The following is a 13,831-nucleotide window of genomic DNA, read 5'->3' as shown; positions in this document are numbered from 1 at the left end:
GGCGGCCGACGCTCTCCAGAAGGGCATGTTTCACGTGAAACCGATCGACCCGCGCCTGCTCCGGTACGCCAGGGCCACCCGTCTCTTCCTGATCGCGGTGGTCGTGCTCGGCCTCGTCGGAGCGGCGCTGGTCATCGCCCAGGCGATGCTCATCGCCGAGATCGTGGTGGGGGCCTTCCAGAAGGTCCAGTCGGTCGCCGACCTGACCGCGCCCCTGCTGCTGCTCGCCGGAGTCGCGGCGGCACGGGGACTCGTCTCCTGGCTGACCGAGCTCGCCGCCCACCGGGCGAGCGCGGCGGTCAAGTCCGAACTGCGCGGCCGGCTCCTCGGCCGCGCGGCCGCACTCGGACCGGGGTGGCTGAGCGGTCAGAAGGCCGGTTCGCTGATCGCCCTCGCCACGCGGGGCGTGGACGCCCTCGACGACTACTTCGCCCGCTATCTGCCGCAGCTGGGCCTCGCGGTCGTCGTGCCGGTGGCGGTCCTGGCCCGGATCGTCACCGAGGACTGGGTCTCGGCGGCGATCATCGTGGTCACGCTGCCGCTCATCCCGGTCTTCATGATCCTCATCGGCTGGTACACCCAGGCCCGGATGGACCGGCAGTGGAAGCTGCTCTCGCGGCTCTCCGGCCACTTCCTGGACGTGGTGGCCGGCCTGCCCACCCTCAAGATCTTCGGCCGGGCGAAGGCCCAGGCCGAGTCCATCCGCGCGATCACCTCGGAGTACCGCCAGGCGACGATGCGCACGCTGCGGATCGCCTTCCTCTCCTCCTTCGCCCTGGAACTCCTGGCGACCCTGTCGGTCGCGCTCGTCGCCGTGACCATCGGCATGCGGCTCGTCCACGGCGAGCTCGACCTCTACACCGGGCTCGTCATCCTGATCCTGGCGCCCGAGGCGTACCTTCCGCTGCGCCAGGTGGGGGCGCAGTACCACGCGGCGGCGGAGGGGCTCGCGGCGGCGGAGGAGATCTTCGACGTCCTGGAGCAGCCGGTACGGGACGGTGGCACGGCGGGTGCCCCGGAGTCCGTACGCCTTGAGCTCGACGGCGTGACCGTCCGCCATGCGGGGCGCGCCGAGCCCTCGCTCGACGCGGCGACGCTGACGGTCGAGCCGGGCGAGACGGTGGCCCTGGTCGGGCCGAGCGGGGCCGGGAAGTCGACGCTGCTCGACGTCGTCCTGGGGTTCGCGGTGCCGGAGGAGGGCGGTTCCGTACGGGTCGGGGGCGCCGACCTGGCGACGCTCGACCTGGAGGAATGGCGGTCCCGCATCGCCTGGGTCCCGCAGCGCCCGTACCTCTTCGCGGGGACGGTCGCCGAGAACGTACGGCTCGCCCGTCCGGACGCCTCCGACGAGGCGGTACGGGACGCCCTGCGGGACGCCGGGGCAAACGGGTTCGTCGCGGGGCTGCCGCAGGGGCTCGACACCCCGCTCGGCGAGGACGGCGCGGGGCTCTCGGCGGGACAGCGGCAGCGGCTCGCGCTCGCCCGGGCGTTCCTGGCGGACCGGCCCCTGCTGCTGCTCGACGAGCCGACGGCGGGGTTGGACGGTGTGACGGAGGCGGGGGTGGTCGAGGCGGTTCGTCGGCTTGCCGCCGGGCGGACGGTGCTGCTCGTCGTGCACCGGCCGGCGCTGCTCGCGGTGGCGGACCGGGTGGTGCGGGTGGGCGGCGTGTCCCCCGTGATCTCGGCGATCGGCGCGCCCCGGGGCGAGGACCCCGTCATGCCCGAGGCTCCTGGGGTGGGCCGGAGCGACAGGGGCGCCGGGTCCGGCGCAGGTGCGGGCGTGTGCCCACCCTCCCCCGAGCTCTCGGCTTCGCTCGAGCAGGAGGGACCCCCCTCGCCCCTTGCGGAACAGATGCCCACGACCGGATCGCCGGTGGCCGGGCCGGCGGCCGGGGCGGGCGGGGACGGCCGGGGCGCCGTGCTCGGTCGCGTCCGGGGCATGGCCGGCGAGCTCAAGGGGCGCATGGCGCTCGCGCTGCTGCTCGGGAGTCTGGCGCTCGGGTCTGCCGTCGGGCTCATGGCCGTGTCCGGCTGGCTCATCTCGCGGGCCTCCGAACAGCCGCCCGTGCTCTATCTGATGATGGCCGTCACCGCCACGCGCGCCTTCGGCATCGGCCGGGCCGTCTTCCGGTACGCCGAGCGGCTCGTCTCGCACGACGCCGTCCTGCGGATGCTCGCCGACCTGCGGGTCTCCGTCTACCGGCGCCTGGAGCGGATCGCCCCGGCCGGACTGCGCCGCACCCGGCGCGGTGACCTCCTCGCGCGGCTCGTGCAGGACGTCGACGCCCTCCAGGACTACTGGCTGCGCTGGCTGCTCCCGGTGGGCGCCGCGCTCGTCGTGGGCGTCGCCTCCGCCGGGTTCACCGCCTGGCTGCTGCCCGAGGCCGGTGCCGTCCTCGCCGTGGGCCTGCTGATCGCCGGAGTCGCCGTGCCGACGGCCGGCGGAGCCCTCGCCCGCCGGGCCGAGCGGCGGCTCGCCCCCGGGCGCGGCACCCTGGCGACCGCCGTGGCCGACCTGCTGCGGGGCTGTGCCGAACTGACCGTCGCCGGTGCGCTCCGGGGCCGGATCGAGCGGACGCGGGACGCCGACCGCGCCCTCACCTCCATCGCCTCCCGGCAGGCCGCCGCCACCGCGCTCGGCGCCGGCCTCTCGGCCCTGGTCTGCGGCCTGACGGTCGCGGCCGCCGCACTCGTCGGCGTCCAGGCCGTACGGGACGGGCGGCTCGACGGAGTGGCCCTCGCCGTGATCGTCCTGACGCCGCTCGCCGCCTTCGAGGCCGTCACCGGTCTGCCGCTCGCCGTCCAGTACCGGCAGCGGATCAAGCGCAGTGCCGAGCGGGTCTTCGAGGTGCTCGACGCCCCCGTCCCCGTGCACGAGCCGCGGACGCCCGCCGCTCCCCCGGCGGACCCGTTCCCGCTGGAGCTGGCCGGGCTCTCGGCCCGGCACCCCGGACAGGAGCGGCTCGCGCTCGACGGGTTCGGGCTCGCCCTGGAGGCCGGGCGCCGGATCGCGGTCGTCGGCGCCTCCGGCTCCGGCAAGACCACACTCGCCCAGGTGCTGCTGCGGTTCCTGGACGCGGAGCACGGCACGTACCGGATCGGCGGCGTACCGGCCCGGGAACTCGACGGCGACGCGGTCCGGCGGTTCGTCGGGCTCTGCGCCCAGGACGCCCACGTCTTCGACAGCTCCGTCCGCGAGAACCTGCGGCTCGCCAAGGTCGGCGCGGACGACGAGGAGCTGCGCGAGGCACTGCGCCGGGCCCGGTTGCTCGACTGGGTCGACGGACTGCCCGCCGGACTCGACACGCTCGTGGGCGAGCACGGTTCCCGGCTGTCCGGGGGGCAGCGACAGCGCCTCGCGCTCGCCCGGGCCCTCCTCGCCGACTTCCCGGTCCTCGTCCTCGACGAACCCGCCGAACACCTGGACCTGGCCACCGCCGACGCGCTCACCGACGATCTGCTCCGGGCCACCGAGGGCCGCACCACCGTCCTCATCACCCACCGGCTGCACGGTCTCGACGCCGTCGACGAGGTGGTGGTCCTCGACGAGGGCCGGACCGTGCAGCGCGGCCCGTACGCCGAACTCGCGGCGGCGGACGGTCCGCTGCGCCGGATGCTGGAGCAGGAGCGGGAGACCGATCTGCTCGTCACCTCCGCGGCGACCGGTACGGAGAGGCCGACTTTTCTCGCCAAATAGGACTTACTAGGCTCAGGCCCATGACCGCCGCCGCGTCCGACGCTCCGGACCCCCTGGAAGCCGCCACCCGGGCCACCCGCAGCCTCCAGGGCTTGTCCACGGAGCTCACCGCCCGCGTGCCGCAGCTCCTGGAGGCCATGCGCTCGGTCGGCACCGGGCTCGAACTCCACTCCACCCTCGACCGGATCTGCGAGACCGCCGCCGAACTCGCCGACGCCCGGTACGCCGCGATCGGCGTCGTCGACGAGGAGGGCGAGGGCCTGTCCGACTTCGTCACCTTCGGCGTCGGCGAGGACGTGGTCCGCCGGATCGGCCACCGCCCCGACGGCCACGCGGGGCTGCTCGGCGCGCTGATCCGCGACCCGCAGACCATCCGGCTCGCCGATCTGTCCACCGATCCGCGCGCGGCGGGCTTCCCGCCGGGACATCCGCCGATGCGGACCTTCCTCGGCGTCCCCATCCGGGTCCAGGGCGAGATCTTCGGCAACCTCTACCTCGCGGAGAAGCGCGGCGGCGGCGAGTTCAACGACTACGACGTGCACATGGTCCGGGTCCTCGCCACCGAGGCCGGCATCGCGATCGGCAACGCCCGCCTGTACGAGGCGGCCCGGCAGCGCGAACGGTGGATCGACGGCTCGGTCGCCGTCACCACCGCCCTGCTCTCCGGCGGCGACGCGGACGAGGCCCTCACGGTCGTCGCCGAACAGGCCCGCAGGCTCGCCGAGGCGGACGCCGGGATCGTGCTGCTTCCCGCCGAGGAAGGCGGCCTGGAGATCGTCGCCGTCTCCTCGCCCCGGCCCACGAAGTCGCTGGGCATGGTGATCCCGCCCGAGAGCGCCGTCGTGAAGGAGCTCCTGGAGGGCGAGGCCGTCTTCCTGGCCGACGCCTCGACCGACCCGCGCATGATCAGCCGGCTGACGTCCTCGTACGGGCCGAGCATGATGCTGCCGCTGCAGAGCGGCGGACGGGTCCTCGGCGCGCTCGCCACGCCCCGGGTGCGCGGCGCCCGGCAGTTCACGGAGGCCGAGCGGACGCTCGCCACCCAGTTCGCCTCGCAGGCCGCCCTCGCCCTGATGATGGCCGACGCGCAGCGCGACCGGGAGCGCCTCGCCGTCTTCGAGGACCGCGACCGGATCGCCCGCGACCTGCACGATCTGGTCATCCAACGGCTCTTCGCCACCGGCATGATGCTGGAGAGCGCCCAGCGGAGGTCGATCGTGCCGGCCGTGCGCGAGGGCGTGGGCAAGGCCGTGGACGAGCTGGACGTGACCATCCAGGAGATCCGTACGGCGATCTTCGCGCTCCAGCAGGGCCCCGCCGAGGCCCCGTCGGGGCTGCGCACCCGCGTCCTGCGGGAGATCAACATGGCGGCCGTGCCGCTCGGCTTCAGGCCCGCGCACCGCTTCCTCGGCGCGATCGACTCGACGGTCGGCGAGCTCACCGGCAAGAACCTCGTCGCCGCCCTGCGCGAAGCGCTCTCGAACGCGTTCCGGCACGCGGAGGCGAGCCGCATCGAGGTCGTCGTCGACGCCGGCGCCACCCTGTCGGACGGCTCCGCCGGGGTGCGCCTCTCGGTCGCCGACGACGGCATCGGCATCCCGGCGGGCGGGCGGCGCAGCGGCCTGCGGAACCTGGCGCGCCGGGCCGAGTCGCTGGGCGGCGCGAGCTGGTGCGGTCCGGGCCTGGGCGACGACGGCGGCGGGACGACGGTGGTGTGGGAGGCGCCGCTCTAGCCGGCGGTCTCCCTGCTCCGGAGCGCGTCGGCGACGAGCCGTTCGATGACGACGGCCACGCCGTCCTCGTTGTTGCCGACCGTGCGGCCCGAGGCGGCGGTGATGACGTCCGGGTGGGCGTTGCCCATGGCGAACGAGCGGCCGGCCCAGCTCAGCATCTCGATGTCGTTCGGCATGTCGCCGAAGGCGACGACCTCCTCGGCCGCGATGCCGCGCTCGGCGCAGCACAGGGCCAGGGTGGAGGCCTTCGAGACGCCGAGCGCGCTGATCTCGATGAGGGCGGTCGGGCTGGAGCGGGTGAAGGCGGCCCGGTCGCCCGCGGCCTCCCGCGCGAGCGCGAGGAACACGTCCGGGTCGAGCTCGGGGTGCTGGGCGAGCAGCTTGAGGACCGGGGCGGCCGAGCCGGGCTCCTCCTCGAAGAGGAGCTTCTCGGCGGTGGCGACGGTGGCGCCGGGGTCGAGGAAGAAGGGCGGGTACTGCGGCTCGTAGTGGATGCCGGTGGTGAGCTCCACGGCGAAGGACGCCCCCGGCGCGGCGGCGCGCAGGGCACGGACCACGTCGAGCGCGACCGGCCGTTCCAGCGGGCGGACCTCCAGGAAGGTGCCTCCCGAGTGGAGGTCGACGACGGCGGCGCCGTTGGCGCAGATCGCCAGGCCGTGGCCGTGGACGTGGTCGCTGACGACGTCCATCCAGCGGGCCGGGCGGCCGGTGACGAAGAAGACCTCGATCCCGGCCTGCTCGGCGGCCGCGAGGGCGGCGATCGTGCGCGGGGACACGGACTTGTCGTCGCGCAGCAGGGTGCCGTCGAGGTCGGTGGCGATCAGCCGGGCCACCGGGGCGGAAGGGCGCGGGGAACGGGGAGAGGTCACCGCACCATTCTTCCGTACCGGACGCACGGGCGTGCGAGGAGCCGCACATATGAGTACGCGGGATCGCGCGGGTGGGTTGGTGTGCGTGGAGTCGCGCGGGTGGGTGTGCGCGCGGGATCGCGCGTCCGGGTCTGCGGGCGGTGCTCGTGCGGTGTTCTCAGTACGCGACCTCCACGACGGCCCCGTGGGCGCGGCGGTCGTCGACGTGGGTGAGCAGGTAGTGCGCGAGATCGGCGCGGGAGAGGGACTTCGGCCGCGCCAGAGGGGCGTTCTCCGCGGTCCGGTAGGTGCGGGTCAACGGGCCGTCGGTCAGCATCGGGGGCCGGACCACCGTCCACACGGTGCCGGCCGCGGCGGGCGACCGTACGAAGCTCTCCATCCGGGCCATGTCGGCGTAGCCGTGCCGGTAGAGCCGCTGGATCACGTACCGGGTGACGAGCCGCTGCGGCAGCGGCACCTCCGGGGTGATCTCCAGGCCGGCGGACGAGAGGCAGAGCAGCCGGCCGACGCCGGAGGCGCGCATGGCTTCGACGATGTTCCGCGTGCCCTGCGAGTAGACGGTCGTGGGGTGCTTGCGGTCGGTGCTGCCGAGGCAGGAGAGGACGGCGTCGTGGCCGGCGACCGCCTCCCGCCAGGGCTCGGGGACGAGCGCGTCGCCGGGCAGGACGGTCAGTCCGGTCCCCGGGTCCGCGACGGGGACCCGGGCGGGGTCGCGGGCGACGGCCGTGACCCGGTGGCCGGCGCCGAGGGCCTGGGCCAGGAGCTGCGCGCCCGTACCGCCGGTGACGCCGAAGAGCATGAGCCTCATGTCGCCGCCCCCGCCCGCTGTGCCAGTGCGTCGACGAGGGCGACGGTGACGGCCCGCTGGCCGTCGAGGGTGAGGTGGACGCCGTCGTCGAGGTGCAGACCGGCGGTGGCCCGCCGGGTGTCGACCGTGAGTTCCGGGCGTCCGAGGAGGAAGTCGGCGACGCCGTCGACGTCCTCGCTCGTCCAGCCGATCCCGGCGCGCCGGAAGTGCGGATAGGCGTCGGCCCGCTCCTGGTCCACCGCGCTCGGGGTGAGCCAGATCCAGCGGTCCGGGCCGGGGAGGCCGCCGCGCCCGGCGAGGTCCCGCAGGGCGAGGAGGTTGCGCTCGGTCTCCGCCTCGCTGACCAGCCGGGTGCCGGCGGACCCCGCGCCGCGGCCCAGCCGCTGGGCGTCGTTCGCGCCGAGCATGCACAGGATCCAGTCGGGGCGCAGGAAGCCGAGCTGGGGCAGCTGGGCGAGGGCCTGCGTGGTGGTGGAACCGGAGACGGCGAGGTTGACGAGCTCGACGCTCTCCGGGAGGAGGTGGCGCAGGATCGAGAACCAGGAGAGCCGGTCGGCGGTGGTGCTCTCGCCCAGGGCCACGACCCGCTGCCCCGGCCGGAAGGGCAGTCGGTCGGCGCGGGCGGCGAAGGCCGGGTCCTCGAGCAGTGCGGCCGCGGTGTCCCGGGCCCGGCCGTCGAGGTCCCGCAGCAGCTTCCGGTACGCCTCGGTGTCGAGGCCGAAGAGGTCGGCGAGGCGTGTGTCGGGCAGTTCCCCCAGGTAGCGGAGGGTCTTCTCGGGCTGCTGGAAGCGCACGAGCTTGTCCGTGAGCTTCTTGTCCGTGTCCGTCGTGTTCTCGGGCATGTCAGTTCTCCTTCCGGGTGCGGCGTCGGGGCAGCAGGAAGCCGGCGGCGATCAGCCAGCCCAGGCAGGTGAAGCGGGCCAGCGGCAGCAGCAGGGCGGCGCCGTCGAGGAGCAGGGTGAGGGTCGAGAGCTCGGCGACCGCCGCCAGGACGAGGCCGGTCACGGCGAACGCGCGGGGCAGCAGCCCGGCGAGGAGCCCGGGGACGGCGATCCCGGCCACCAGCAGGCCCAGCGTCACGACGTGGCCCGGGCCGCCGGTGGCGAAGGCCAGGTACTGCAGGGCCCGGACGAGCGGCGGGAGCTCCAGCACCTCCGTACGCGACAGGGTCCAGCTCACCAGACCGCAGCAGGCCAGGAACCCGGCGGCGAGGAGTCCGCCGGCCAGGGCGATGGTCGCGCCGGGGGCGCGGACGCCGAGGCGGTGCAGCCGGGCCGAGACCGTGGCGGCGTAGACGGCCAGCGGGATCGAGGCCGCGAACTGGAGGGCGCCGGAGAGGCGGACGGCGTCGGAGTGGGCGCGGAAGTACGCCACGATCTCGCCGGTCCCGCCGAAGGGGGAGGGGAAGGGGGCGCCGTCGGCGAGCACGGTGCTGAGCACAAGACCGGCCAGGAACAGTCCGGTGAACACCACGGCGAGCACGCCGGGCGGAGGCCCTCCCTGAGCCTCCCGGCGTGGTCGGGGGGCCTCGGTGGGCCGGGGGTCGGTCCAGTTCTCTGCTGCAGACACGGGTCCAGTCCGTTCTCTCATGAGAATAGTTCACCATAGAGAATCATTCTTGTCGCGTACGATAGCCCCATGAGCAGTGACCGGCAACCAGTGGAAGATCCCGGAGCGGCGACGACCCCGTCCCCGCGCGGCGGAGCGTTCCTGCTCGCCCAGCTCGGGGCGCACGCGGCGGGACGCTTCGGCGAGCGCGTCGGCGAGCTCGGCCTCGCCCCGCCGGACGTCGGCCTGCTGCGGATGATCGCCATGGAACCGGGACGGAGCCAGCGCTCCCTCGCCGCCGACCTCGGCGTCGTCCCGAGCCGGGTCGTCGCGCTCATCGACAACCTGGAGAAGAAGGGGTTCGTCGAGCGGCGCCGCAGCGCCGAGGACCGTCGCCACCACGAGCTGTACGTCTCCGAGGACGGGCGCCGCGCGCTCGGACGGGTCCGCGAGGTCGCCGCGCTGCACGAGGACGACCTGTTCGCGGCGCTCGACGGGGAGGACCGGGCCCGGCTGACGGCGCTCCTCGGACGGATCGCCGAACAGCAGGGCCTCACCCCCGGGGTGCACCCGGGCTACCGCCATCTGCCGAAGCGTCCGGGCTGAGCGAGGGACCACGCGGCGCCGGCACGGAGTCGGCGCGGAGCCGGCACGCGGTCGGCGCACTCCGGTGTGCGCCAGGACGTGGCCGTAAACACCCGTTCGTTTTCGACGTGACGGGGAAGACCCCTGGGAGCTGACGGCGTCTCCAGGGAGGGCGGGGCATGGTCGCGGGCCGGCGAGGCGCGGAGTGCGAGTCCTGCGGTGCGCCGTACGGGACGTGGGTCGCGAGCCTCGGCATGGCCCTCTGCGCGGAGTGCGAGCGGGCCGGAGCGGCGCACCCCACGCGGGACCCGGTGCTGGTGGGCGACGTCCTGGCCGACTCCCCGGTCCTGCTCGCCCTGTGGCGGAGCCACGAGCCGCGGACGGCCTGAACGGCCCCTTCGGCGAAGAGGCCGCGCACGACGAGACGGCCACGACGAGACGGCATCGAAGACCCCGCGTACGACGAAACGGCACCGAAGACTCCGTCTTCGATGCCGTCCGGCGTTCGGTAGGGGCAGCCCGGGGCGCCCCGCGTCCCGTTCCGTGCATCGACGCCGAGGCGTCGGGCGGGTGTCAGCCCCAGATCACGTCGTCCAGGGCGCCGGCGGTGACCACGGTGTCGGCGGAGTCGCCGGCCCCGTCGAAAGCCGGGACCAGGAGAGCGAGAGCCGTGAGGAGAACTGCAGCCCAGCGGGCGGAACGGAAGCGCAGCAAGGTATGAGTCCCTTACGAGTCGGTGGGGGGTTTTCCTTCGGTGAGACAGAGCTTCGTCAAGCCGAAAGGTGTTCGGAAGGGACTTCCGGTGGACGGAACGGGCCCTGGACCGAAGAGGTCAGCGGGCCACGTCCAGGGGCTCAGCCCACGAATCCTTCGAAGCCGTACGGCGCGAGCAGCGGCGCCTCCGAGCGGCCGACCCGCCACCCCGGCAACGGACCGATCTCGGTGACCGCGCGCAGGCACAGCCGCGCCGCCGTCTCCTCCGCGACCCGGAGGCGGTCGGCGAGCAGATAGACCCCCACTGTCACTCCGTGGCCCGGATGGGGGTGGACGACCACGTGCTCCACGCCGTCGCCGGGAAGCGCCAGGTCACGGAGGAGATCCGCGAGGTTCTGAGGGATGCACAACTCCGCCTTCTTGTTGAGGAGTTCGGTGTGAACGAGATACACACCCGGCATTTTCCCCAAAGGACGAACCAGGAAGAAGAAGAACAGAAGTCCCATTCCGGCAATGGCCGGTACAGTCCAGACCGCCTTCTGTAGAAAACTGGTCACGCGTGTGATGATGGAGCCCCTAAACCACGAAATCTCCGGGGGGAGAGATGTGCCGTGCTCAAGGCGCTTGGTCTTGATTCCATTGCCGAGGCCGTCTACCGGGGTCTCCTGGCACGGCCGCGCGACGGCGTGGCGGACCTGGCAGAGCGGCTGGGGCTCACTCCCGAGCAGGTCCGGTACGGTCTCGACACCCTGAGCGAACTGGCGTTGCTGCGTCCCTCCTATGACCAGGAGGGCACGCTGTGGCCCGTGTCGCCCGAGGTCGGCCTCCAAATGCTCATGGCGCGCCAGCAGGCCGAGCTCGCGGCGCACCAGAAACAGCTGGAGGAATCGCGGGCGGCCGCGGCCCAGCTGATCGCGGAGTACGAGGAGATACGGCCGGCCGACAGCCGCCCGCACGGCGAGCGACTCACCGGGATCGACCAGATCCGCGACGGGCTCGCCGCCCTCACCCGGGACACCCGGGAGGAGGTCATGACCTTCGCCCCGGACGGGCCCCAGCGGCCGGAGCACATCGAGGCCGCGAAGCCGCTCAACCAGGAGCTCTTCGACCGGGGGGTCCGGATGCGGACGGTCTACCTCAACAGCGCCCGCAAAAGCCCGCACACCCTCCAGTACGTGAGCTGGCTGTCCAGGCTGGGCGGCGAGGTGCGCACCGTGCCGACCCTGCCGACCCGGATGATCGTCTTCGACCGCAAGACCGCCGTCATCCCCGTGAACAGCAACAACAGCGCCGAGGGTGCCGTGGTGCTGACCGGCCAGGGCACGCTGACCGCGCTGTGCGCACTCTTCGAGAGCGTCTGGAGCGACGCCCGGCCGCTGAACGAGGAGAGCAGGGCCGACGAGCAGGGCCTCACCGACCAGCAGGCCACGGTCGTGGTCCTGCTGGCCGAGGGCCACACGGACGAGACCATCGCGAAGCGGCTCGGGGTGTCGCCGCGGACCGCGCGACGGCTGGCCTCCGAGCTGATGACCCGGCTCGGGGCGCGCAGCCGGTTCGAGGCGGGCGTCCGCGCCGCGCAGAACGGCTGGATTCCCGAGCAGCGCTGACGCCGTGACCGTTCAGGGGACCGGACCCTTCGTGGGCCGGTCCCCTTGGCGTATCCCCGTGCTCCCGCGCCCCGGAGCCCCGTACTGCCGCCCCGGATTCCCGTACTCCCGCGCCCTGTACCTCCGTTTCCCGCGCTCCGTGTCCCCTTGTGTCCAGGGCCTCAACGGGCCACCGGAGTCGCCTTCCGGTGAGCGCTCCGATCACGGAGATTGGTCCTGTGGAACCGGAGTGGACCGGACCCAGCGCAGACGAGGAGTCGACATGACGCGTGCCGGGATCTTCGTCGAGAACCAGCTCGCCCTGCTCGGCATCCGCTATCTGCTCGACGCGGAGGCCGACATCCAGGTCGCGTTCGCCACGAGCACGCCGTTCGCGGTGACGCCCGGGTCGGTCGACTGCCTCGTGGTCGACCGGGGCCTGCTCGGCGAGCTGCCGCCGGCCGTTCCCGCCGCCCGCACGGTCCTCCTGACCGAAGGACCGGAGAAGGGCCGGGAAACGGGCCCGGAAATTGGCTCGGAAACCGGCCGGGAAACGGGCCCGGAAATTGGCCCGGAAACAGGCCTGGAAACAGGCCCGGAAACGGGTTCCGGTACGGGCCGGGGCGCGGGCTCCGAACGGGCGGGCGCGACCCTTCCGTTCGACGACGCGCCCCTGATGCTCGTGGACGCCATCCGGCGGGTGGCGGCGCCGGGACCGGCTCCCGCACGGCAGGGCGTCGCCACGCTCTCCCCGAGGGAGCGCGAGGTGCTCGGGCACCTCGTCGAGGGCTGCACCCACGACCAGGCGGCCCGGCGGATCGGCATCAGCCAGCACACGGTCGACACGTACGTGAAGCGCATCCGCTCCAAGCTCGGCGCACACAACAAGGCGCAGCTGGTCCGTGCCGCCCTGACCACCCCGCGCGCACCGGCCGCGCACCCCGAACCCCGACAACGACAGCAGGTGGAGACATGACGACCGAAGGCATCGGCACCCAGCTCGTGGTCCGCAATCACGAACTGCAGTACTCGCTCTGGCCCGCCGACCGCGAGCTGCCGGCCGGCTGGGAGCCGGAGGGCTTCAGCGGCGAGCGCCAGGAGTGCCTCGACCACATCGAGCGGATGTGGACGGACATGAGGCCGCTCAGCGCCCGGGCCCCGCAGCCGGCGGCGGCCCCGCACTGAACGCGGCGGCCGAGGGGTGGCTCCGGGAGTAGGCGGTGAAGACGGGCCGTCCGCCGCCGATCACGGCGACCGCGGCCGCGCAGCCCGCACCGGCCTCCAGGTCGGCCAGGACGAAGTCCTCGGCAGGCCCGGCCGCCGGACCGCCCAGGAACAGCACCCTCGGGTCCTCCTCCGGAGCCGACACCCCGACCTCGGACAGCGGTATCCGCAGTCCCTGGCCCGTCGCCTTGAGCACCGCCTCCTTGCGGGTCCACATCCGGTGGAAGCCGCCGATGGTGGTATGGGCGGGGGTACGGGGCTCCGCGGGACCGAGGACGTGGGGGAGCAGTTCCGCGGGGGCCACGGAGGCGCTGATCTCCTCGACGTCGATGCCGACGGGACCCGTGCGGGTGACGGCGACCGCCACCCGGGAGCCGGAGTGCGACACCGACACCTGGAGCCCGGTGCCCGGCAGTTCGGGCTTTCCGTGGTTCCTTGAGCAGTCGGGACAGCGGGCGATCACCTCGACCCACTGGGGCGGCAGGCCGAGATAACCGGCGGCCGCGGTGCGCAGCAGGGCCCGTCCGGCGATGAACCGCTGCCGGTCCTCCGTCCGGCGCAGCTGCGGGAGCCGGGACTGTTCGGTCTCGTCGAGCAGGTCCAGGCAGTCGTCCGTGACCGTGGCCGGATCCGCCCACCAGATGTGGCAGTCGGCCGGGCCGAGCACCGGGACCGCCGGGGGCCGGTCGATCCGGTGGCCGGCCGCGTACGGCGTCGGGCACGAGCTCATCGTCCACCGCCTGCCTTCCCCTGCCGTTCGCCGCCGTTCCGCTGGTCGGGACGGGGAGGTACCGCATGTACCGGTCGGCCTCCCATGCTCGCGGCAGGACGGCGCGAACACACGCCCCCGAAAGCCGTGACACCTGTTCCGGGGACACCGCGCACGCCGTCCACGGGACACCGCGTGCGCCGTCCCGTGGACGGAATTGGACACCCCCTGCAATGACCGGATCAGTCCAGGGTCCCGATATTGCCCACCGTATGAACGCCCGTCTAACGTCACGACCGTGATGGAAAGTCAGGGCCTCTCACCCACGTAGGAATTCTCATGGCGACAACCCCTTTCA

General features: G+C 73.4%; 14 protein-coding genes. 7 read left to right on the top strand and 7 right to left on the bottom strand.

Annotated elements, in window-relative coordinates; genetic code table 11:
- The first annotated feature begins 34 nt into the window (after nucleotides 1–34).
- Nucleotides 35–3,697 (top strand): thiol reductant ABC exporter subunit CydD, encoded by a 3,663-nt coding sequence (gene cydD, locus BLW86_RS18675; RefSeq protein WP_093875089.1) that lies wholly within the window; start codon nucleotides 35–37, stop codon nucleotides 3,695–3,697.
- Between the two features lie 20 nt (nucleotides 3,698–3,717).
- Entirely contained in the window at nucleotides 3,718–5,430 is a 1,713-nt protein-coding gene (locus BLW86_RS18670) for a GAF domain-containing sensor histidine kinase (RefSeq protein ID WP_093875088.1), read from the top strand.
- On the opposite strand, the gene BLW86_RS18665 is transcribed toward BLW86_RS18670, so the two are convergent.
- From BLW86_RS18665 to BLW86_RS18650, 4 genes are all read right to left on the bottom strand, one after another.
- Nucleotides 5,427–6,299 carry a Cof-type HAD-IIB family hydrolase gene (locus tag BLW86_RS18665; protein WP_093875087.1) on the bottom strand — a complete coding sequence of 291 codons (873 nt, stop codon included), beginning with the start codon at nucleotides 6,297–6,299 and terminating at the stop codon, nucleotides 5,427–5,429. The genes BLW86_RS18670 and BLW86_RS18665 overlap by 4 nt on opposite strands.
- Nucleotides 6,300–6,456: 157 nt before the next feature.
- A complete protein-coding gene (locus tag BLW86_RS18660; RefSeq protein ID WP_093875086.1) occupies nucleotides 6,457–7,107 on the bottom strand; it encodes an NAD(P)-dependent oxidoreductase in 651 nt (216 codons plus the stop codon).
- On the bottom strand, nucleotides 7,104–7,949 hold the full coding sequence (locus BLW86_RS18655) for an SGNH/GDSL hydrolase family protein (protein WP_093875085.1): 846 nt from the start codon (nucleotides 7,947–7,949) through the stop codon (nucleotides 7,104–7,106). Before BLW86_RS18655 ends, BLW86_RS18660 begins: the two co-directional genes overlap by 4 nt.
- A 1-nt stretch (nucleotide 7,950) precedes the next feature.
- The gene (locus tag BLW86_RS18650) at nucleotides 7,951–8,589 is read right to left on the bottom strand and encodes a hypothetical protein (RefSeq protein ID WP_177181696.1); all 639 of its coding nucleotides are present in this window, start codon (nucleotides 8,587–8,589) and stop codon (nucleotides 7,951–7,953) included.
- 156 nt (nucleotides 8,590–8,745) lie between these two features.
- Between BLW86_RS18650 and BLW86_RS18645 the strand changes: the two genes are divergently transcribed.
- Together BLW86_RS18645 and BLW86_RS18640 are read left to right on the top strand one after the other, a co-directional pair.
- Nucleotides 8,746–9,261, top strand: coding sequence for a MarR family winged helix-turn-helix transcriptional regulator (locus BLW86_RS18645; RefSeq protein WP_093875084.1), 516 nt, complete (start codon nucleotides 8,746–8,748; stop codon nucleotides 9,259–9,261).
- Nucleotides 9,262–9,419: 158 nt separating this feature from the next.
- On the top strand, nucleotides 9,420–9,629 hold the full coding sequence (locus BLW86_RS18640; protein ID WP_093875083.1) for an ADP-ribosylation factor GTPase-activating family protein: 210 nt from the start codon (nucleotides 9,420–9,422) through the stop codon (nucleotides 9,627–9,629).
- Nucleotides 9,630–9,813: 184 nt separating this feature from the next.
- On the opposite strand, the gene BLW86_RS42055 is transcribed toward BLW86_RS18640, so the two are convergent.
- Nucleotides 9,814–9,954 (bottom strand): hypothetical protein, encoded by a 141-nt coding sequence (locus BLW86_RS42055; RefSeq protein ID WP_177181695.1) that lies wholly within the window; start codon nucleotides 9,952–9,954, stop codon nucleotides 9,814–9,816.
- A gap of 140 nt (nucleotides 9,955–10,094) precedes the next feature.
- A complete protein-coding gene (locus tag BLW86_RS18635; RefSeq protein WP_143060262.1) occupies nucleotides 10,095–10,511 on the bottom strand; it encodes a hypothetical protein in 417 nt (138 codons plus the stop codon).
- Nucleotides 10,512–10,565: 54 nt separating this feature from the next.
- Here BLW86_RS18635 and BLW86_RS18630 point away from each other — a divergent pair, with 54 nt between their 5' ends.
- The 3 genes from BLW86_RS18630 to BLW86_RS18620 all read left to right on the top strand — a co-directional run bounded on the left by BLW86_RS18630 (nucleotide 10,566) and on the right by BLW86_RS18620 (nucleotide 12,725).
- On the top strand, nucleotides 10,566–11,561 hold the full coding sequence (locus BLW86_RS18630) for a helix-turn-helix transcriptional regulator (protein ID WP_093875081.1): 996 nt from the start codon (nucleotides 10,566–10,568) through the stop codon (nucleotides 11,559–11,561).
- 262 nt (nucleotides 11,562–11,823) lie between these two features.
- A complete protein-coding gene (locus BLW86_RS43190) occupies nucleotides 11,824–12,516 on the top strand; it encodes a response regulator transcription factor (protein WP_256341350.1) in 693 nt (230 codons plus the stop codon).
- Complete coding sequence (locus BLW86_RS18620) at nucleotides 12,513–12,725, top strand: MbtH family protein (protein WP_093878732.1); 213 nt, start codon at nucleotides 12,513–12,515, stop codon at nucleotides 12,723–12,725. The genes BLW86_RS43190 and BLW86_RS18620 overlap by 4 nt, the downstream gene beginning before the upstream one ends.
- Here BLW86_RS18620 and BLW86_RS18615 read toward each other — a convergent pair.
- Complete coding sequence (locus BLW86_RS18615) at nucleotides 12,685–13,494, bottom strand: 4'-phosphopantetheinyl transferase family protein (protein WP_093875080.1); 810 nt, start codon at nucleotides 13,492–13,494, stop codon at nucleotides 12,685–12,687. The two genes, BLW86_RS18620 and BLW86_RS18615, sit on opposite strands and share 41 nt — an antisense overlap.
- Nucleotides 13,495–13,831 lie beyond the last annotated feature (337 nt).

The organism is Streptomyces sp. TLI_105 (assembly GCF_900105415.1).
Lineage (GTDB): Bacteria > Actinomycetota > Actinomycetes > Streptomycetales > Streptomycetaceae > Streptomyces.
The sequence above is the reverse complement of the archived record's forward strand: the minus strand, read 5'-3'. Positions and strand labels throughout refer to the sequence as shown.